The sequence below is a fragment of the Bradyrhizobium sp. UFLA06-24 genome (genome assembly GCF_054967145.1).
Window position 1 is genome coordinate 50,905 of sequence record NZ_JADFUE010000025.1, and the last position, 18,761, is coordinate 69,665.

At 64.0% G+C, this 18,761-nt stretch carries 19 protein-coding genes; 6 read left to right on the top strand and 13 right to left on the bottom strand.

Annotation, left to right across the window (positions count from 1 at the left end; genetic code table 11):
• Positions 1-8: 8 nt before the first annotated feature.
• The 8 genes from IF809_RS20895 to guaA all read right to left on the bottom strand — a co-directional run bounded on the left by IF809_RS20895 (position 9) and on the right by guaA (position 8,002).
• Entirely contained in the window at positions 9-1,241 is a 1,233-nt protein-coding gene (locus IF809_RS20895; RefSeq protein ID WP_462838370.1) for a CaiB/BaiF CoA transferase family protein, read from the bottom strand.
• Entirely contained in the window at positions 1,228-1,932 is a 705-nt protein-coding gene (locus tag IF809_RS20900) for a haloacid dehalogenase type II (protein ID WP_462838371.1), read from the bottom strand. Before IF809_RS20900 ends, IF809_RS20895 begins: the two co-directional genes overlap by 14 nt.
• 129 nt (positions 1,933-2,061) lie before the next feature.
• On the bottom strand, positions 2,062-2,241 hold the full coding sequence (locus IF809_RS20905) for an aldehyde dehydrogenase family protein (RefSeq protein WP_462838372.1): 180 nt from the start codon (positions 2,239-2,241) through the stop codon (positions 2,062-2,064).
• Positions 2,242-2,293: 52 nt separating this feature from the next.
• Positions 2,294-2,872: a thiamine pyrophosphate-dependent enzyme gene (locus tag IF809_RS20910; protein ID WP_462838373.1), complete on the bottom strand. Its 579-nt coding sequence runs from the start codon at positions 2,870-2,872 to the stop codon at positions 2,294-2,296.
• 37 nt (positions 2,873-2,909) lie between these two features.
• On the bottom strand, positions 2,910-3,443 hold the full coding sequence (locus tag IF809_RS20915) for a phosphonopyruvate decarboxylase (RefSeq protein WP_462838374.1): 534 nt from the start codon (positions 3,441-3,443) through the stop codon (positions 2,910-2,912).
• Between the two features lie 23 nt (positions 3,444-3,466).
• Positions 3,467-4,768 carry an MFS transporter gene (locus IF809_RS20920; protein ID WP_462838375.1) on the bottom strand — a complete coding sequence of 434 codons (1,302 nt, stop codon included), beginning with the start codon at positions 4,766-4,768 and terminating at the stop codon, positions 3,467-3,469.
• A gap of 275 nt (positions 4,769-5,043) precedes the next feature.
• Positions 5,044-5,958: a LysR family transcriptional regulator gene (locus IF809_RS20925; protein WP_462838376.1), complete on the bottom strand. Its 915-nt coding sequence runs from the start codon at positions 5,956-5,958 to the stop codon at positions 5,044-5,046.
• Between the two features lie 445 nt (positions 5,959-6,403).
• Entirely contained in the window at positions 6,404-8,002 is a 1,599-nt protein-coding gene (gene guaA / locus IF809_RS20930; RefSeq protein ID WP_462838377.1) for a glutamine-hydrolyzing GMP synthase, read from the bottom strand.
• Positions 8,003-8,150: 148 nt separating this feature from the next.
• Between guaA and IF809_RS20935 the strand changes: the two genes are divergently transcribed.
• The 3 genes from IF809_RS20935 (at position 8,151) to IF809_RS20945 (ending at position 9,519) form a co-directional block, all read left to right on the top strand.
• Complete coding sequence (locus tag IF809_RS20935; protein WP_462838378.1) at positions 8,151-8,522, top strand: nuclear transport factor 2 family protein; 372 nt, start codon at positions 8,151-8,153, stop codon at positions 8,520-8,522.
• A gap of 190 nt (positions 8,523-8,712) precedes the next feature.
• Positions 8,713-9,045, top strand: coding sequence for a DHCW motif cupin fold protein (locus tag IF809_RS20940; RefSeq protein WP_128966931.1), 333 nt, complete (start codon positions 8,713-8,715; stop codon positions 9,043-9,045).
• Between the two features lie 264 nt (positions 9,046-9,309).
• Positions 9,310-9,519, top strand: coding sequence for a cold-shock protein (locus IF809_RS20945; protein WP_045000506.1), 210 nt, complete (start codon positions 9,310-9,312; stop codon positions 9,517-9,519).
• 149 nt (positions 9,520-9,668) lie between these two features.
• Here IF809_RS20945 and IF809_RS20950 read toward each other — a convergent pair whose 3' ends face one another.
• Complete coding sequence (locus IF809_RS20950; protein WP_128966932.1) at positions 9,669-10,970, bottom strand: RsmB/NOP family class I SAM-dependent RNA methyltransferase; 1,302 nt, start codon at positions 10,968-10,970, stop codon at positions 9,669-9,671.
• Between the two features lie 35 nt (positions 10,971-11,005).
• Positions 11,006-11,428 (bottom strand): MAPEG family protein, encoded by a 423-nt coding sequence (locus IF809_RS20955; protein WP_128966933.1) that lies wholly within the window; start codon positions 11,426-11,428, stop codon positions 11,006-11,008.
• Between the two features lie 165 nt (positions 11,429-11,593).
• On the opposite strand from IF809_RS20955, the gene IF809_RS20960 reads away from it, so the two are divergent.
• Together IF809_RS20960 and IF809_RS20965 are read left to right on the top strand one after the other, a co-directional pair.
• Positions 11,594-12,208, top strand: a complete 615-nt coding sequence (locus tag IF809_RS20960; protein WP_128966934.1) for an acriflavin resistance protein — start codon at positions 11,594-11,596, stop codon at positions 12,206-12,208.
• Between the two features lie 68 nt (positions 12,209-12,276).
• Positions 12,277-13,119 carry a metallophosphoesterase family protein gene (locus IF809_RS20965; RefSeq protein WP_462838379.1) on the top strand — a complete coding sequence of 281 codons (843 nt, stop codon included), beginning with the start codon at positions 12,277-12,279 and terminating at the stop codon, positions 13,117-13,119.
• 10 nt (positions 13,120-13,129) lie between these two features.
• Here IF809_RS20965 and IF809_RS20970 read toward each other — a convergent pair whose 3' ends face one another.
• A complete protein-coding gene (locus tag IF809_RS20970; protein ID WP_128966936.1) occupies positions 13,130-13,429 on the bottom strand; it encodes a hypothetical protein in 300 nt (99 codons plus the stop codon).
• A gap of 192 nt (positions 13,430-13,621) precedes the next feature.
• The gene (locus IF809_RS20975; RefSeq protein ID WP_462838380.1) at positions 13,622-14,644 is read right to left on the bottom strand and encodes an NADP-dependent oxidoreductase; all 1,023 of its coding nucleotides are present in this window, start codon (positions 14,642-14,644) and stop codon (positions 13,622-13,624) included.
• 137 nt (positions 14,645-14,781) lie between these two features.
• Between IF809_RS20975 and IF809_RS20980 the strand changes: the two genes are divergently transcribed.
• Positions 14,782-16,911: a methyl-accepting chemotaxis protein gene (locus IF809_RS20980; protein ID WP_462838381.1), complete on the top strand. Its 2,130-nt coding sequence runs from the start codon at positions 14,782-14,784 to the stop codon at positions 16,909-16,911.
• A gap of 12 nt (positions 16,912-16,923) precedes the next feature.
• Here IF809_RS20980 and guaB read toward each other — a convergent pair whose 3' ends face one another.
• On the bottom strand, positions 16,924-18,417 hold the full coding sequence (gene guaB, locus IF809_RS20985; protein ID WP_128966939.1) for an IMP dehydrogenase: 1,494 nt from the start codon (positions 18,415-18,417) through the stop codon (positions 16,924-16,926).
• Between the last annotated feature and the right edge of the window lie 344 nt (positions 18,418-18,761).

Genomic DNA, 18,761 nt, shown 5'->3' on the forward strand with positions numbered 1-18,761 from the left:
TCTGCTCCCTATTCGGCCGACTGCTTCAGCGCGGCATCTCCGAAGGCCCCCTTGGAGGCGAGATCTAACACCTCCTTCCGCGTCCAACCGAGCCAGTGCTCGAACACCTCAACGGTGTGCTCGCCGAGAGTCGGCGGCGGCGTGGACGGCGCGGGAGCCTTGTCGTCGAAACGCAGCGGCCGGGCCACGAACTTGACTTCGCCGGCGACCCTGTGCGTCACGGTCTGGACCATGTCGCGCTGAACGAGCTGCGGCGCTTCGCAGACCTCGCCGACCGTCCTGATCGCGCCGCACGGAATGCCGGCTCCGCCGAAGATCTCGAGCCAACGGTCGCGCGGCTCGGACTTGAAGATCGGGCACAGAATCCCGGCGAGCGCGGCGCGGTTCGCCGCCCGCTTGGGTGCCGTGTCGAAGCGGGGGTCGGCTTCGAGGTCCTTGCGACCGATGACGGCGCAGAACAGCAACCAGAACTTGTCGTTGGCCACACCGAGGTTGAACCAGCCGTCGATCGCCTCGAAGGTTTCGTAGGGACTGATGGTGGGGTGAACGTTGCCGCGACGCTTCGGGCTTTCTCCGGATGCGAAGTACATGCCGGCGTTGAACGTCAGCAGCGAGGCCATGGCGTCCAGCATGGAGACGTCGACACGTCCGCCGACGCCGCTCCTCTCGCGCTTCATGAGCGCTGCGAGCACCGCCTGCGATGCATAGAGCCCGGTGACCAGGTCGGCGATGGACGTGCCCACCTTCATGGGCGGACCGCCCGGATCTCCGGTGATGTCCATGACGCCGGACTCGCCCTGCAAGATCAGGTCGTAGCCCGGCCGGCTCGCATCTGGTCCGGTCCGGCCGAAGCCGGAGATGCTGCACTGGATGAGCTTGGGATTGTGGGCGCTCATCGCTTCGTAGGACAGGCCCCATTTGTCGAGGGTCCCTGGCCTGAAGTTGTCGATCACGACGTCGGCGGCCCTGGCGAGCGCGATCACCGCGTCCTGCCCCGCCGGCGACCTCAGATCGATCGCGCAGCTTCGCTTGTTGCGATTGACCGACAGAAAGTACGAACTCTCCCCGTTGACAAACGGAGGACCGTATCGGCGGCTCTCGTCGCCGATACGGGGATCTTCGATCTTCACGACGTCCGCACCGAGATCGCCGAGATGCATCGTGGAGAAGGGGCCGGAGACGACGCGGCACAGGTCCAGGACCTTGATGCCGGAGAGAGCTTCCGTACTAGACGATCGCATCCGCCAGATCCTTCATCGTGGGGACGGTGATGTCGGGCTTGTGCGGCGTCTCTTCAAACGGCCGATCGCGGCGATTGATCATCGCAGTACGCATGCCGGCCGACTTCGCTCCGATGACGTCGAACGCGTGGTTGGCGACGAAGAGGATCTGATCCATCTTGAGGCCGAGGATCTCGGCGGCCTTCGTGTAGGTCGCCACGTGCGGCTTGAAGGAGTTCGCCTCGGCGACGGAGATCACGTTGTCGAACGGGATCTTGTGATACTTCCTGGCCGTCTCAAGCATGTCGCGGTCGCCGTTGGAGAGCACGACCAGCTTGTACCTGGTCTGCAGCTTTGCCAGCGCCGCCGGCACCTCGGGAAAGCATTCAAGCTTCTCGATCTCGCCCACCAGGTACTTCACCTCGTCCTTCGTGTACTTGATGCACGACCGGTCCATGACCTGGGAGACGGCGCGGTGACCGATCTCGCGATAGGGCGTGTGCTCGCGGTGGAGCAGCGCGTCGATCATCGAGTTCTCGAAGTGGGTGCGGCGCCACCAGGTGACGAAGGAGTTCGGGTTGCCCGTCCAGCCCTTCCCCTCGAGGAACGGCGTCGCGATCTTGACAAGGCCACCCTGCATGTCGACGACGGTGCCGTACTGGTCGAACATGCACACCTTCACCGTGTCCTTTAGTTTCTGGATGTTGGTCATTGCTTCTTCCCCTTGCTTGCTCATTGGCGGAATGGATGATCCGGATTTGACCGCATCCATCGTCATTTTTGAAATGGATTGTTCCTCTGCGTACATTCACGACGTGAATGCGAAGCGTTGGTGCACGCTTCAGGTCAGCCGCATGCGGAACGCCGTCTTCGCCGCGGCGACGGCTGCATCGACGTCCTGCGAGCCGCCGTCTGGAATCTCGCACCAGTTTTCGTTGTGATAGGGATCAAGGCTCGGCATCCACTTGCCGGACGCCGACGCAATCTTCTTGCCACCGATGAGGTTTTCGAATCCTCGCACTCGCTCTTCCTCCTGAAAGGTCGCATGGGCACCGTCATGGCGCCGGAAAGCATCAGGCTCGTGCTTGATCGGCAGCCAGGCTCCGCATGAAGCGCGAAGCGATGAGGGTCCCTTCCCGCTCCGGTACCGTGCGCGGCTGGTCCCCCGGCTTGATCTTGAGGACGCCGACTAGCGTGCCTGCCTTCGCGTGCAACTTGGGTTGCAGCGCCGCGATCTCCTCCTGGCGGGTGAGAACCGATGCGTTCTGGATCCCGCAGGCACGGGCGACCGCCACAAGGTCAGTGCCGAAGCCGGTCGCAGTCCTTTGCATCCCGGTCTCGGCGTATTGCTCGTTGTCGAGGACGAGGATCGAGAGATTGGCCGGTTGGTGCTGCGCGATGGTCGAAAACGCGCCGAGCCCCATCAGCATCTCGCCGTCGCCAGTAAACACGATGACGGGCCGTTCCGGACGCGACAGGGCGAGGCCCAGACCCACCATAGCGGCCGAGCCCATGGCGCCCCAGTCGTAGAAGTTCAGATCGTGATCGCCCTCAGCGAACACGTCGTAGACCGACGAGCCCAGGCCAGCGACTACAAGCGCATTCCCACGATCCTTGAGCAATTCCGCGACTGCTGGACGACGTTCGATCATCTTGAACCCTTGAATTCCCGGTTCGACCGGATCTTCGTCATTTCGACCAGTTCTTGCGGCCGATCAGTCGCTGCGAGAGCAGCACCGCCGTGCTTCGGCTGGAATAGAACGCCTGGTCGATCGCGCCGGAACAAATGTCGCCGACGGACTTCGCGTCCTCCGCACGGAAGACGTCAAAGCCCATCAGTTCCAGAGCGGCGCCGGCGCGCTTGCCCATCGGGATCTGCCAAGGCACGAACTCCGCGAACTCCCCGCGCATCGTCACCAGCAGAACGAGTGGCAGGCGGCAGTTTTCGGCGAGCGTGAAGAGGTTCAGGCAGTTGCCGACGCCGGAAGACTGCATCAACAACACGCTGCGCTGGCCTCCGAGGAAAAGCCCGGCCGCTAGGCCGACGCCTTCTTCCTCGGTCGTGAGCACTGTGGCTCCAATCTCTGGATCGTCCGCGCAGAGATCGATCAGCCCGCGGTGCCCGCCGTCCGGAACGTAGGATACGTGCTGGATGTTCGCAGCCTTGAACACCGAGTAGATGTCCCGTTGCCAAGGTCTGATCGCTTGATCTTGATCCGACATGTCCGATCCGCCATAAGTTTCGATTAGGCCTCGATGCCAACAACCTTCCGGCCGGAGGCCGTGGCTCCCGCGTCGGTCGGCGCACCTGACACTTCCTCGAGCGCGCGTCCCTTGGTCTCGAAGCCGAAGATCGCGAAGACCACCGCCTGGAAGAGGAGAATGCCCGCGAGCGTCACCAGCACCCCGACGAGCCCCTTCCATGCGAAGATCGCGATGACGGCGAACTGGACCATGGCGGTCGTTACGCGACCCGCGGTCGCGCAGATGGCCGTGCCGCGCAGTCTGTATCGGGTCGGGAAAAGCTCCGGCACGTGCATAGCAAAGCCGGTCGCCAGCATCACGTAGATCGCGGTGACGAGCATGAAGCCGACCGCGACGAGCGGAGCGCCGTCTGGCATGAACGGGTACGCCAACCCGAAGCCCGCCGCCGCGATCGACGACCCGATGATCGAAGGTCTACGACCGATCGCATCAGCCAGCGCTAGGCCGATCAGCGATCCGACCGGGCCGCCCAGAGACATGAAGGTCGTGTAGCCCAGCGACGAGACAACGCTATGGCCGCCCTTCACCATGAATGTCGGCAACCAGCCGATGAAGCCGTAGAGGCTGAAACCGACGACGATGTGCAGGAGGCTTCCGAGCAAGGTCCGGGCGAGGTAAGGGGGTGCGAACAGGCGCCAGACGGATCCGCCCTCGTCTTCCACGCGCTGCACGGTCGTAACCGGCAGCAGCGGCCCCTTCCTGGCAGCTTCCGCTTCGATGCGAGCGAGGATCGCCTCGGCTTCGTCGGCGCGGCCGTTAGCAGCCAGCCACCGGGGTGACTCGGGCATCGACTTTCGGAGGAACCACACGATCATCGCCAACACGCCAACGAGGCCGAACATGTAGCGCCATCCGAGGCCCGGAATGACCCACAGGCCGACCATCGACGAGACGAACAGGGAAAAGTTGGTGATCACGGCCAGGATACCGATCCATCGGCCGCGGGACGATGCAGGGACGAACTCGGTCAGCGTTGCGTAACCGACGACGATCTCGGCGCCCAGCCCGATCCCGATGACGAAGCGCGCGGCGATCAGTGCCTGCATGGACGGAGCAAGCGCGGCCGCCAGAGAGGCAAGGCCGAAGATTGCCAGATTGACCTGATAGGAGAAACGGCGACCATAGCGATCGCCCAGAATGCCCGAGAACCAGGCACCCAAAGTCATACCGATGAAGGTCGCGGTGACAAATGCCGCGTTGAGCTCGAGTGTCGACCACCCCTCCTTCAGCACGGCTCCGAGAACGCCGCCGGCAAGGTAGATGTCGAAGGCGTCGAGGAACATGCCCGCGCCGATCAGCGCAAGGATCCGCCAATGAAAGCCGCAAATCGGCAGCCGATCGAGGCGAGCGCCCGCGTTGACCGATGCCACCTGTACGTCCGAAATCGCTTGCATCCATCCCTCCCAAGGGTCGACCGAGATCGACCGAAATTGTTTGGGAGCAGCATGGCGATCGGGATGGCGGCGTCTAATCGGAATCCGCTATTCCATTATTTGGCAGACCAATAATCCTGCTGTTGCTGCGGATTATCGAAAGATGGTCAGTGAGCTGCCCTCTCTCAGTCGTTGTCGGGAAGGCCTCGCGTGGCATCGACGAAGATCGAACGCAACCAGTTCAGGTCCTGACTGGCATCGTGCCTTCGGTGCCAATACATCGACCATTCGAAGGGGTCGGACGCGAACGGCAGGTCTCTGATCGCAAGATCTTCCGCGACCATCGCGAAGGCCAGGCGCCGCGGCATGACCGACAACAGATCGGAATCCCGCAGCACGTGCGGGACCAACAGCCAATGGGGAACGTTGACCGCGACCCGGCGGGTCAGCCCTTGCCGGGCGAGCACGTCATCGACGAAACGGAGGTCTGTCGGCGACATCGAGACCTTGAGATGCGCCGCCTGGAGAAACGTCTCCATCGTAAGGGGTCGCTGTGCCAAAGGGTGGCCCTCGCGCATGACGCACACCATCCGGTCCTTCATCAGGACGACCGACTTGATCGAATTCGAATGCGCAAGACCCATCGAGATCGCAAGGTCGATTTCGTCCTTCTCCAAGGCCTCCACCGTATGCGTCGGTGAATAGTGCACGACGTCGAGCTGCGCGAAGGGGGCCGTCGTTTCCAACGTCTTGCCGACGGCGGGAAGAAGAAGACGGCTGAGAAGATCGGACAACCTCACGGAAAAGCTGCGTGTGGTGGTGGTCGGATCGAATGCGGATTCGCTGTCCAGAAGGCGCTCCAACTGTCGCAAAAGCCGCTTCACCGGCTCTGCCAATTCGATCGCACGCGGCGTGGCCTGCATGCCGTTGGCCGTCCGGACCAGAAGCTCGTCCTTAAAAATATGACGCAGCCTAGAAAGCGCATTGCTCATTGCGGGTTGACTAAGGCCAATCCTGTCGGCAGCCCGGGTTACGTGAAGGTCTGTTAGAAGAGCGTTCAGAGCGACCAGAAGATTGAGATCGACAGATCTGAGGTTCATGACATACCGTCATTGATATCGCGAATAGTGCAACGACTAAAATCCACAATACAAATCTGGATCAATGGGCGTCAATGCCAGCTCTCAGAGAGGTCCAGGTGACCAAATTTGGGACAATCGATCCGCGGCGATCGAGCAGCGCGCACCGGAACTCATAGAAGTCAGCTTCCATGAAGCACGGACTAATCGTTCCTCGCGCCAGCGCTGTTGCCGAGCAAACTCAGTTCGCAGGCGCAAAGCCAATCGCGGGCTGCCTCAATGAAGGCCTCGGCTCAGGCTGCTCCAACTCTTCTGCACGCTGCGGCTCGATTGGGTACTCCGCAAGCCAAAACGCGCTGGAGCGTCGAGCTCGTTCGAGTTAAGTCGAGAACAACAGCTCTCTTCGCATGTGAGTGAGACCAACACACCAAAGCTACGCTAAGCTGCGCATCCCCACCCGATTGCGCTACTCCCACTCAATCGTCCCCGGCGGCTTGCTGGTCACGTCATACACCACCCGGTTGACGCCCTTCACCTCGTTGATGATGCGCGTGGCGGTCTCGCCCAGAAACTTCATGTCGAACTGGTAGAAGTCCGCGGTCATGCCGTCGGTGGAGGTGACGGCGCGGAGGCCCACGACGTAGTCGTAGGTGCGGCCGTCGCCCATGACGCCGACCGTCTTCACGGGGAGCAGCACGGCAAAGGCCTGCCAGATCTCGTCATAGAGGCCGTGCTTCCTGATCTGGTCGATGTAGACGGCATCGGCCTTGCGCAGGATGTCGAGCTTGTCGCGCGTGATGTCGCCGGGGCAGCGGATGGCAAGTCCCGGGCCCGGGAAGGGATGGCGGCCGACGAAGATTTCGGGCAGGCCGAGCTCGCGCCCGAGCTTGCGGACCTCGTCCTTGAACAGCTCGCGCAAGGGCTCGACGAGCTTCATGTTCATGCGCTCAGGGAGACCGCCGACATTGTGGTGCGACTTGATGGTGACCGAGGGGCCGCCGGTGAAGGAGACGCTCTCGATCACGTCGGGGTAGAGCGTGCCCTGCGCCAGGAAGTCGGCGCCGCCGATCTTCTTGGCCTCAGCCTCGAACACCTCGATGAAGAGGCGGCCGATGGTCTTGCGCTTAGTTTCGGGATCGGTGACGCCTTCGAGCTCGCCGAGGAACTGCTTGGACGCGTCCACGTGCACGAGCGGGATGTTGTAGTGGTGGCGAAACAGGTCGACCACGGTCTTGGCTTCGTCGAGACGCAGCAGACCATGATCGACGAACACGCAGGTGAGCTGGTCGCCGATGGCCTCATGGATCAAGACGGCCGCGACGGCGGAATCGACACCGCCGGACAGGCCGCAGATCACCTTGCCCTTGCCGACCTGCTGGCGGATCTTTGCGATCTCCTCCTCGCGGAAGGCGCGCATGGTCCAGTCCCCGGTGAGGCCGGCGATCTTGCGGACGAAATTGCGGATCAGCTTGGCGCCGTCGGGCGTGTGCACCACTTCGGGATGGAACATCAGGCCGTAATATTTGCGCGTCTCGTCCTGGATGATCGCGAAGGGCGCGTTCGGCGAGGTGCCGGCGACGGAGAAGCCCGGCGGCATCCTGGTGATGCGGTCGCCATGGCTCATCCAGACCTGGTTCTTGCTGCCTGATGACCAGACGTCCGCGAACAGCTGGCTCTCGGCCTTGACCTCGACGTCGGCGCGACCGAATTCGCGGTGATGGCCGCCCTCGACCTCGCCGCCGAGCTGCGCCGCCATGGTCATCTGGCCGTAGCAGATGCCCATCACGGGCACGCCGGAATCGAAGATGAGCTGCGGGGCGCGGGGCGAGCCGGCTTCATGCACCGATTCAGGGCCGCCGGAGAGAATCACCGCTTTCGGCTTCATCTCTTTGAAGGCCTGTTCGGCCTTGTTGAACGGGACGATCTCGCAATAGACGCCGTCTTCGCGCACCCGACGCGCGATCAGCTGCGTCACCTGGCTGCCGAAATCGACGATGAGAATCTTGTCGTGCGCCGCGGCCACCGAGGGCGTCGACGCGGAGCGGTCGTTCTGTGCTGCTGTCATGGCAAGCCAATACGCGATGAGCCCCCTGCCCGCAACCGCGGCCGTAGGCACTCCCACATGCTTCTTTGGGCATGGACAAAGCTATATAGGTAAGTATTGTTGACCTAATTGCCCATCGCGTGAATCAAGGGCTATCAGGGAGAACGCCATGTCCAGATTTCATCAGCCATCACAGCTTGTCACCCTCGGCCGGACCTGGGTCGAGGCCTGGAACGCGCGCGACCTCGAGCGCGTGCTGACGCTCTATGACGAGGACGCCGTGATGACCTCGGACCGAATCCCCGCGATGGGGTTCGACGCCAGCGGCACGGTGCGCGGCAAGGAGAGTTTACGCGCGTATTGGGGCAAGGCACTCGGATTGTTGCCGGAGCTGCACTTCTCGCTGATCGATGTGTTCGTCAGCCCTGACAGCGTCGTGGTATTTTACCAGAACGAGCGCGGCAAGAAGATCTGCGAATATCTGCGGGTGAATGATGCGGGGCTGATCGTGCAGGGCTCGGCGAACCATCTGCCGCATTGAGAGCTCACGTCCCATCCGCCACCGTCATTCCTCGCGAAACCGGGGAATCCAGTACGCCGCGGCTCCTCCGCATTACGGCATGGCCTCTGGAGTCCTGGATCCCCCGCTTCGCGGGCGATGAGACGGAGACTGCGGCGCGTACGTGCGCTAACACAGGTGCTGCCGGCTCTGAATTCAAGGACTCCTCTCCATGAAACTCCCCACCTCGCCATTCACCGTCACCGACTGGAGCAAGGTCGAAGCCACCATACATCCCGGCGAGACCGGCGAAGCAAAATGGCGCACCCTGAACATCGGTGATCTCAGGGTGCGGATGGTCGAATATTCGGCGGGCTATCTCGCCGATCACTGGTGCGATCGCGGCCATGTGCTTTACGTGCTCGCCGGCGAGCTCGACAGCGAATTGCGCGACGGGCGCAGGTTCAAGCTGACGCCGGGCATGAGCTACCAGGTCTCGGATTTCGGCGACGCCGCGCATCGCTCGTCGACGGCGGTGGGCGCAACGCTCTTCATCGTCGACTGACGGAACTATCCTTCCCGCGGCCGTGTGCAGCGCAAAATAGCAAAGCGCGCGCGGCTCGCTGTCAGCGCGCGGTGCCTTGAAGTCGCCCCAAAAAATCTCTAGATTGTGATCATCGATCCTTGGCCGAACGACTGGGCCGCTCCGTCTCATTTCCAATGGGCGAGCACGTTTCAGGTATTTCTCCAAAATCGACCAATCGGGACGTGGGCGCAAACCATGCGCATTTGTCCCCCTGAGTGCATCGTCACAAAGAAGGAAATGACTATGGCAATGGGTACCGTGAAGTGGTTCAACAATCAAAAGGGCTTTGGCTTCATCCAGCCTGACAACGGCGACAAGGACGTGTTCGTTCACATCAGCGCCGTCGAGCGCGCCGGCCTCAGCACCCTCAACGAGGGCCAGAAGGTCTCGTTCGACATCGTCGCGGACCGCCGCAGCGGCAAGTCCTCGGCCGACAACCTCCGCGCCGGCTAGTCAGCCGCGCACGATCTGACCACGGACGTACCGGTTAGAATCGTTGAACTCGAAGACCCCGCGACCGGGATACGGTTCGCGGGGTTTTTGTTTGTGCTGTCATTCCGGGACGCCCCCAGGGCGAGCCCCGGAATGACGGCGGAGCGAGATCAGCCGACCTTCTTCAGAACCGAGACGAAAAACCCGTCCGTCCCCGTACGGCGCGGGGTCATCAGCCAGCCCTCGTCGGATTGCAGCGCGGCTTGCGCAAACTGCTCGGCCTTGTCCCAAAGCACGCTGGCGGTCTGCTCGGGCGGAAGGGCCGAAAACTCCGGATGCTTGGCGATGAAGGCCCTCACCTGCTCGTTGTTCTCTTCTGACAGCACCGAGCAGGTGATGTAGGCGATGCGGCCGCCGGCCTTCACCAGCGGAACGGCGCGCTCCAGCACCTCGGCCTGGTCTTTCAGGCGGATCTCCAGCGCACCCGGCCGCATGCGCCATTTGGCATCGGGGTTACGGCGCCAGGTCCCGGTTCCTGTGCAAGGCGCGTCGATCACGACGAGGTCGGCGGTCGCGCTGATATCGGCAAGCGGATCGGCTTCGCCCTTGGGCGTGCGGACATCGGCATTGTGGACGCCGGCGCGCGACAGGCGTTCGTGGATGGGCATCAGCTGGCGCTTGTCGCGATCGGTGGCAATGAGCCGGCCCTTGCCCTGCATCAGCGCGGCGAGCGCCAGTGTCTTGCCGCCGGCCCCGGCGCAGAGATCGATCACCTGCTCACCCGGTTTGGCCGCGGTGAACAGGGCCGCAAGCTGCGATCCTTCATCCTGCACCTCAACGCCGCCCTTGATGAAATCCTCTTCCGCCTGAATGCCGGGATTGCGCGCATCGGCCGACAGCTCGATGCGCAGGCCGTTTGGCGACCATGGCGTCGGTTTCGCATGAAGATGAGCAAGCGCCTTCAGCACCTTGTCGCGATTGGACTTTAGCGTGTTGACGCGCAGGTCGAGCGGCGCCCGGCTTGCCATCGCCATCGCCTCGGCGATGCGGTCATCGCCGAACACTTTGGCCAGATGCGAATCGAGCCATTCCGGATAGTCGCCGGCGATCGAGGCCGGTGCATGCTTCAGCGAGCGTTGGCTGAGCGCGGCCTGCTCCGCCTCCGTCAAAGGCGCCGGTGCGAAGCGGCTGCCGTCGAACAGGGCGGCCATGGTCGCGGTATCCATGTCGCGCTCGAGGCGGAGCATGCCGATCAGGCGCGCGCGGGCGGTATCGGAATCCATCAAATAGGCGCTCGAGGAAAAGCGGCGCAACACGTCCCAGACGAGGCCTGCGATGGCGGCGCGGTCGCCGGAGCCGGCAAAGCGGTGCGCGGTGCCCCACTCCTTCAGCGCCTTCGCCGCAGGCACGCGGTCGCGTTCGATGGTGTCGATCAGTTCGATGGCTGCGGACAGCCGGGCAGCGGGAGTCATTTGAGTCTTTCAGATCAGGATTGGCGCACCAGCGCCTAGATCAGCAGCAGGATTTTCAGTGCGAAGTAGACCCACATCGCCAGCAGCACGAGCACGCCGGCGAGCCAGATCGACGAGCGCTGGCCGAGATCGTTCGACGTGATGAACACGCCGGCATGGGCAAAGCGCGTCACCACGAACACCCAGGACATCAGCACGATGAAAAGGTCGGCGTGGCGCAAGGGCAGTGCCAGTGCGATCAGCGCATAGAACAGCACCGGCAGTTCGAACTGGTTGCGGTAGCAATTGGCGGTTTGCGTGGCGCCCTTGGGCCAATTGGGCTCGCCGAGCGCAATGTCGCGGATCTTGGTCTCGCCCGAGACCAGCGCTTTGCGGCGGGCGAACACCATGCCGATCAGGAGGGCGAAGGTGAGCCCGATCTGCACGAAGACAGGCAACAAAGCCATTTGAACTGACATCGGAACTTTCCCGTGAGGCGGCATGCCGCGGACCGTCAATAGCCGCGACTGCTCGCCCTGACAATCGGCGAGTTGAACCGGCGTTCCCGCTTCGGCGACCAACTGCTGATACTTGAAGCGATTTTGGCCCCTCAAGTCCGGCGGCGGCGCCGCCCAGAGCGCGACATGAATACCCTGTCCAATCTTTGGAGCGAAGCCGCCGACGGCGAGCTCGGCATCTGGATGTCGGCGCTGTCGGGCATCGCCGCGGCCCTCGCCGTGGCGCTGGCGATGACCGTCTACTTCCGCCTGTCCTACCGGACCTGGCGCGACGTCGTCAGGCATGGCCTCGCAACGCTCGCTGCCGTCGCCCTGTTCGGTTTCGCCGCTTACGACATGCGCCACGCCGCGCTGGCCTATCTCGGCCTCAACCCCTCCAAGCCCGCGGTCGAGTTCGAGATCCGCATGCCCCGGGAGACGCTGACGGCCGTCAGCGGCAGCCAGATCGAGCTGCACACCGACCGCAACCAGACGCTGGCGCTGGTCGACGGCGTGACCGAACTTGCCGACGGACGCGCGGTGCTACGCGGCGCGGTCGCCCTCAACTACCGCACCGCCGACCGGGTGCTGGTCCTGAACCTGCCCGGCAAAGGCACGTTCGAGTTTCGCCTGCGCCTCTCCGCCGAGCCGCATCCCAGCGAGCAGTTCGGCCCCTGGCACCTCGCCGACCGCATCACCCCCTCGGTCGCAAGCGGCGCCGCGCCGCAGGACGCTTACACGATCCGCTATCGCGTGCTTTAAACTTTGTTTCATCACGGTTCTTGTGCGCGCGTCATCGTTCCGACGTTTCGCCGGACGATACTTTGCCTATGTCCGAATTTCGCCTCACCCAGATTTCCGACACGCATCTCGGCCGGCGCTTTCCCGGCCTGATCGCCAACTTCCAGGCGATCAGCGAGCATATCGACGCGAGCAGGCCTGATCTCGTCATCAACACCGGCGACGTATCCTTCGACGGGCCGATCAGCCGCGACGACGTCGAGTTCGCGAAAAGCCTGCACGACGCCCTGCCCGTTGCCTGCCGCTACATTCCGGGCAATCACGACATCGGCGACAATCCGACCGCACTCGGGCCTGCGCCGAAACCGCCGGTGACCGAAGCCCACCGCCGGCAATTCCGCGACATCATCGGCGAAGACCATTGGTCGTTCGAGGCTGCCGGCTGGTGCTTCATCGGCCTCAACTCGCTGGTGATGAATTCTGGCCTCGCCTTCGAGGCCGAGCAATTCGACTGGCTCTCGGCCGAAATCTCACGCGCGAACAGAAAACAAGTCGCGCTGTTCATCCACAAGCCGCTGTTTCTCCACCGGCCCGATGACGTCGAGACGCCGGAGACCTCGATCCGTTACGTGCCGCAGCCGGCGCGTGCGCGCCTGATCGAGATGCTCGGCAGCGCGGACCTCCGCCTCATCGCCAGCGGCCATGTGCATCAGCGCCGCGACTTCACGTTCCGCCACGTCAGGCACGTCTGGGCACCGTCGGCCGGCTTCAAGATCAACGACGCGCGCCAGGACCGGATCGCGATCAAGGAGACCGGCCTCGTCGAGTACCGCTTTTCACCCGACAGTTTTGAAGTCCGCCACATCCGCGCGGCTGGTCAAGTCGATGTCGATATCGAAGAGCTCTTCGCCCAGATGGGCGGCGAGCAGTGAGCGCACACGCTCAAGCGACGCTCTTGAGATCCTGCTGGATCGCAGCGAGTAACGATTGCAGCGCTTCGCTGGTGACTTCTGGAGGCGCCGCCCCATCGACCGGCACGATCTTCGCGGGCTCGGCCGTCTTGAGCGACCGATTGGGAAAACGCGGCGGCGGCTTTGGCATGGCGGGGGCTGCGAACTCGCCCTCCTCCTCGCTGTGCACGAACTTGCCGTGAATGACGTCGTCGTGGCGGCCCATGACATACATGGCCACCCAATAGCCGGCCGCCAGAAGAATAACGCAGAAAATACCGATCTCTAACATCGCAGCACCTGAAATATGCGCGATGATTCAATGCCTTCGCCCGGACGTCAATCAACCCTCGTTCACACTCCGCCCTTTAGGGGCGAGTGTGGCCGATCGGTGACTCTTTGTTAACCATTGACGCCCAGGGCGCGGCGTCGGAGCAACTGGATGGCGCTCCAGGCCTGTCGGAGACGCAGCAGGCCTTGAAAGTTAAGCCTTATCCCCCCCGACCCGGACCAGCTGCTTGCCGAAATTGGCCCCCTTCAGCAGCCCGATGAAGGCAGCCGGGGCACTCTCCAGGCCCTCGGTGACGAATTCCTTGTACTTCACCTTGCCATCGCGGACCCAGGTCGACATGTCGCGCAGGAAGTCGCCATGGCGCGAGGCGAAGTCGGAGACGATGAAGCCGCGGAAGGTCAGCCGCTTGGTGAGGATGTTGCGCATCATCGCAGCGGCCCATTTGGGGGGCTTGGCCTCGGTATCGTTATAGTGGGCGATCAGGCCGCAGACCGGCACCCGCGCGAAGGGATTGAGCAGCGGGAAGACCGCCTCGAAGACGGCGCCGCCGACATTCTCGAAATAGACGTCGATGCCATCAGGGCAGGCATCCTTCAGCTTGGCCGCAAGATCGGGATCGCGGTGATCGATGCAGGCGTCGAAGCCGAGCTCCTTCACCACGTAGTCGCACTTGTCCTTGCCGCCGGCGATGCCAACCGCCCGTGCGCCCTTGATCTTCGCGATCTGGCCGACGGCCGAGCCGACAGCGCCGGAAGCGCCGGCGACGACCACGGTTTCACCGGCTTGCGGCTTGCCGATATCGAGCAGGCCCGTATACGCGGTCATGCCGGGCATGCCGAGCACACCGATGGAGGTCGAGATCGGCCCGAGCTTGGGATCGACCTTGATGAGCCCCTTGCCATTCGAGATCGCATGCGTCTGCCAGCCGGTGCGCGCACGGACGATGTCGCCGACCGCGAAATCGGAATTGTTGGAGGCTACGACCTCGCTCACCGCCTCGCCTTCCATCACGCCGCCAACCGGCACCGGGGCGGCATAGGACGGCCCTTCGCTCATGCGTCCGCGCATGTAGGGATCGAGGGACAGCCAGACGGTGCGCAGCAGGACATCACCCGCGCCGGCCGAGGGAATCGCGAATTCCTCGAGACGAAAATCCGACGGCTTGGGTTCCCCGACGGGGCGTGCGGCGAGAACGATGCGTTTTGCTTGGGCCATGATGGTTCCTCCGGATCTGTTTGTGGGCATGATTTAGAGGCAGCGTGGCGGCGAAGCAAACGCTCGCTCGATTAAGGCTTTGGTCGCGAATGCAAACTAAAATTGCGCAGCGTTTCCATGATCAAAGAGCCTAACCGGTGCCAGAGCTTTCCGTCCCGTCCGACCATCGCCGAGAGATCGGCGCGAAGGGCGGGCTCAGCCTGCGCTGGCGCGTCCTGGCCGGCAACCTGATCACGAGCCTTTTGGCCGTCGCCTTCGCCGGCGCGGTCGCCTGGGGCGGATGGGGCGACCTGCGCAAGCGGGAAGCGGCCGCGCGCTCGCTTGATGCCTTCGAGCTGGTGATGAAAGCGAACAGCCTGATTCCGGTCGAACGCACCGCCTGGTATGCGGCCGCAACTCCCGCCGAGCCGGCCACGCCCGAGAAGTTGTCGGCGCTCGACAAGACCATCGCCAACACGGACGCTGCCATCGATGCGGCCAAAGCGGCCATTCGCGCGGCGGAGCTGCCGACGCGATCGGTCGAAGCCGCCGAGCAGATCTTGCAAAAGACCCGTAGCGTCGGACGCCAGGCCGCGGCCTTGCCCAAGTCGCAACGTCCCGCCGATAGCCAGACGGCGATCGTGGACGGCCTTGCGCGCTCCGTCGACGCGCTTACGGCTGCGACGAGCGAAGCCTTGATCAGCCTATCGCGCACCGGCAGCGACATCGAGAACCTGCTGCCATCGGCCGCGCTGGCGCAGAGCGCGCAAAGCATGCGCACCATCAACGGCGCGCGTGCCGCCGTGCTCGGCCTGTTCGCCCGCAATCAGCCTCTGTCGGCAGCCCAGCGCGTCGAGGTGACCGAATTGTCGGGTCAGGTCGCGCTGATCTGGACCCAGATCGAGCAAGGCGTTCACAATGCCGGCGATGCGCCGGTGCTCGTGAACGTCGCCAACCAGGTGCGCGCAAAACTGATGAGCGAAGGCGAGCCGCGTTTCCAGGAATTGGTCGCGGCGGCCCGCGAGGGGCGCCCCAGCCCGATCAGCGAGGCCGAATGGCCGCGCTGGCTCGCTCCCGTCCTGAACAGCGTGCTCGGTCTGCGTGACGCCGCCCTGACCTTTGCCCACGAGGCCAACAATACGGCGATCGGGCAAGCGCAGACGCGCCTGATCTGGGCGCTGGCGGCCCTGCTGGTCGTGCTGATCGCCTCGGTCTCCGTCGTCATCGCCGTGATGCGCCAGGTGATCAGCCCACTGGTGCGGCTGACCGGCGCGACCCTGCGGCTTGCTGACGGCGAGCTCGACGTCGCGATCCCCGACGGGCATCGCAAGGACGAGATCGGCACCATGGCCGGCGCGCTGCAGATTTTCAAGGATGCGCTGGTCGCGAAAAAGCGCGCCGACGCGGATGCGGCGCGTAACGCCGAAGCGCAGATCGAGCGCGGCCGTCGCGTCAACGTCATCACGCGCGATTTCGAGACCGTGATCGGCGAGATCGTCAGCACCGTCTCCTCGGCCGCGACCGAGCTTGAGGGGTCGGCCGGCACCCTGAACACCACGGCGGATCGCTCGCAGACGCTGACGACGGCCGTCGCGGCAGCCTCCGAAGAAGCATCGGCCAATGTGCAATCGGTGGCCACCGCGACGGAAGAGCTCACCTCGTCGGTCAACGAGATCAGCCGTCAGGTGCAGGAATCCGCGCGCGTGGCCGGCGATGCCGTCGAGCAGGCCCGCCGCACCAACGACCGCGTCGGCGAATTGTCACAGGCCGCGAGCCGGATCGGCGACGTCATCGAACTCATCAACTCGATCGCGGGCCAGACCAACCTTTTGGCGCTGAACGCGACCATCGAGGCCGCGCGCGCCGGCGATGCCGGTCGCGGCTTCGCGGTGGTCGCCTCGGAAGTGAAGGCGCTGGCGCAGCAAACCGCTAAAGCGACCGAGGAAATCCAGCAGCAGATCGGAAACGTGCAGGCGGCGACCCAGGAATCCGTCGGCGCCATCAAGGCGATCAGCGAGACGATCGAGCGACTGTCGGAGATATCCTCGACGATTGCCGCGGCCGTCGAGGAACAGGGCGCAGCCACGCAGGAGATCGCGCGAAACGTGCAGCAGGCCGCGCACGGCACCCAGCAGGTCTCCGTCAACATCAATGACGTCCAGCAGGGCGCCAGCGAGACCGGCTCGGCCTCGTCCCAGGTGCTGACCGCCGCCCAGCTGCTGGCCTCGGATTCGAGCCGCCTCAAGCTCGAGGTCGGGAAATTTCTCGAAGCCGTACGCGCGGCCTGAGGCCGCGCGTAACTAGCCGCCGCCCGGATAGTTCGGGCTCTCGCGCGTGATGGTCACGTCGTGGACGTGGCTTTCGCGCAGGCCCGCGCCGGTGATACGGACGAACTGCGCCTTGTCGTGCAGCTCCTTCATGTCCTTGGCGCCGACATAGCCCATCGCCGCGCGCAAGCCACCGGCGAGCTGGTGCATGACGTTGCCGACCGGTCCCTTGTACGGCACCTGGCCTTCGATGCCTTCGGGCACGAGCTTGAGCGAGTCCTTGATGTCCTGCTGGAAGTAGCGGTCGGCCGAGCCCCGCGCCATTGCGCCGACCGAGCCCATGCCGCGATAGGCCTTGTAGGAGCGGCCCTGCCACAGGAAAACTTCGCCTGGGGTTTCGTCTGTGCCGGCGAGCAGCGAGCCGACCATCGCAATGTCGGCGCCGGCGGCGAGCGCCTTGGCGAGGTCCCCTGAGAACTTGATGCCGCCGTCGGCGATGACCGGGATGTCCGACTTCTTCGCCGCCTCGACCGCATCCATGATCGCGGTGAGCTGGGGCACGCCGACGCCGGCAACGATGCGCGTGGTGCAGATCGAGCCCGGGCCGATACCGACCTTGATGCAGTCCGCGCCCGCATCGATCAGCGCCTGCGCGCCGTCTGATGTCGCGACGTTGCCGGCGACGACCTGCACCGAGTTGGACAGGCGCTTGATGCGGTTGACCGCATGCAGCACGTGACGCGAATGACCGTGCGCGGTGTCGACGACGACGAGGTCGACGCCGGCATCGATCAGGCGCTCGGTACGCTCGAAGCCGGTATCACCGACCGTGGTGGCGGCGGCGACGCGCAGGCGGCCCTGAGCATCCTTGCAGGCGAGCGGATGGGCGACCGCCTTCTCCATGTCCTTGACGGTGATCAGACCGACGCAGCGATACTGGTCGTCGACGACCAGCAGCTTCTCGATCCGGTGCTGATGCAGCATCCGCCGCGCTTCGTCCTGGCTGACATTCTCGCGCACCGTGACGAGGCCTTCGTGCGTCATCAGCTCGGAGACCTTTTGCCGGCGGTCGGTGGCAAAGCGCACGTCGCGGTTGGTGAGGATGCCGACCAGCTTGCCGGGCGTATTCTTGCCGGCGCCGGTGACGACGGGAATGCCGGAGATGCCGTGGTCGCTCATCAGCTTGAGTGCATCGTCGAGCGAGGCCTCGGGGCTGATGGTAAGCGGGTTCACCACCATGCCCGACTCATAGCGCTTGACCTGCCGGACCTGGGCGGCCTGGCCTTCAGGATCGAAATTGCGGTGGATGACGCCGAGGCCGCCGGCTTGCGCCATGGCGATCGCCATGCGGGCCTCGGTGACGGTGTCCATGGCCGAGGCCATGATCGGGATGTTGAGCGGGATGGCGCGGGTGACGCGAGAGCGGATGTCGACCTCGCCCGGCATGACGTCCGACAGGCCCGGCTTCAACAGCACGTCGTCGAACGTAAAGGCTTCGCGGATGCCCTGAAGTTGCACCGTGGCCATATGCCAACTCCTTCCTGCGGCCGTGCCGCAAATGACGATGGATGAGCGCCGCCCTCGGCGTACCTTGCGGCATCGCCTTGAAGAATCGGAGCCCATCGGTGGGGTTGACGCGGGTCGATAGCACGGCCGCGTGACGAATCAAAGCAAATCGGACCGCCGGCCAGCCATGCACAGGTATTTTTAGGTAAATTCCGCGGGAAAAGGCCGGCGGCGGCCCATCCAATCCGCCGTCATTCCGGGGCGCGACGAAGTCGCAAGCCGGGAATCCATCCCGCAGCTATCCCGGCGCCCAATGGATTCCAGGCTCACGCCACGTGGCGCGCCCCGGAATGACTGAAAGAGCG

Bases quoted from the DNA above. Each gene is read 5' to 3' on its own strand.
- IF809_RS20895 (WP_462838370.1), bottom strand. From the start codon at position 1,241: ATGCGATCGTCTAGTACGGAAGCTCTCTCCGGCATCAAGGTCCTGGAC.
- IF809_RS20900 (WP_462838371.1), bottom strand. From the start codon at position 1,932: ATGACCAACATCCAGAAACTAAAGGACACGGTGAAGGTGTGCATGTTC.
- IF809_RS20910 (WP_462838373.1), bottom strand. From the start codon at position 2,872: ATGATCGAACGTCGTCCAGCAGTCGCGGAATTGCTCAAGGATCGTGGG.
- IF809_RS20915 (WP_462838374.1), bottom strand. From the start codon at position 3,443: ATGTCGGATCAAGATCAAGCGATCAGACCTTGGCAACGGGACATCTAC.
- IF809_RS20920 (WP_462838375.1), bottom strand. From the start codon at position 4,768: ATGTTCCTCGACGCCTTCGACATCTACCTTGCCGGCGGCGTTCTCGGA.
- IF809_RS20925 (WP_462838376.1), bottom strand. From the start codon at position 5,958: ATGAACCTCAGATCTGTCGATCTCAATCTTCTGGTCGCTCTGAACGCT.
- guaA (WP_462838377.1), bottom strand. From the start codon at position 8,002: ATGACAGCAGCACAGAACGACCGCTCCGCGTCGACGCCCTCGGTGGCC.
- IF809_RS20935 (WP_462838378.1), top strand. From the start codon at position 8,151: ATGTCCAGATTTCATCAGCCATCACAGCTTGTCACCCTCGGCCGGACC.
- IF809_RS20940 (WP_128966931.1), top strand. From the start codon at position 8,713: ATGAAACTCCCCACCTCGCCATTCACCGTCACCGACTGGAGCAAGGTC.
- IF809_RS20945 (WP_045000506.1), top strand. From the start codon at position 9,310: ATGGCAATGGGTACCGTGAAGTGGTTCAACAATCAAAAGGGCTTTGGC.
- IF809_RS20950 (WP_128966932.1), bottom strand. From the start codon at position 10,970: ATGACTCCCGCTGCCCGGCTGTCCGCAGCCATCGAACTGATCGACACC.
- IF809_RS20955 (WP_128966933.1), bottom strand. From the start codon at position 11,428: ATGTCAGTTCAAATGGCTTTGTTGCCTGTCTTCGTGCAGATCGGGCTC.
- IF809_RS20960 (WP_128966934.1), top strand. From the start codon at position 11,594: ATGAATACCCTGTCCAATCTTTGGAGCGAAGCCGCCGACGGCGAGCTC.
- IF809_RS20965 (WP_462838379.1), top strand. From the start codon at position 12,277: ATGTCCGAATTTCGCCTCACCCAGATTTCCGACACGCATCTCGGCCGG.
- IF809_RS20970 (WP_128966936.1), bottom strand. From the start codon at position 13,429: ATGTTAGAGATCGGTATTTTCTGCGTTATTCTTCTGGCGGCCGGCTAT.
- IF809_RS20975 (WP_462838380.1), bottom strand. From the start codon at position 14,644: ATGGCCCAAGCAAAACGCATCGTTCTCGCCGCACGCCCCGTCGGGGAA.
- guaB (WP_128966939.1), bottom strand. From the start codon at position 18,417: ATGGCCACGGTGCAACTTCAGGGCATCCGCGAAGCCTTTACGTTCGAC.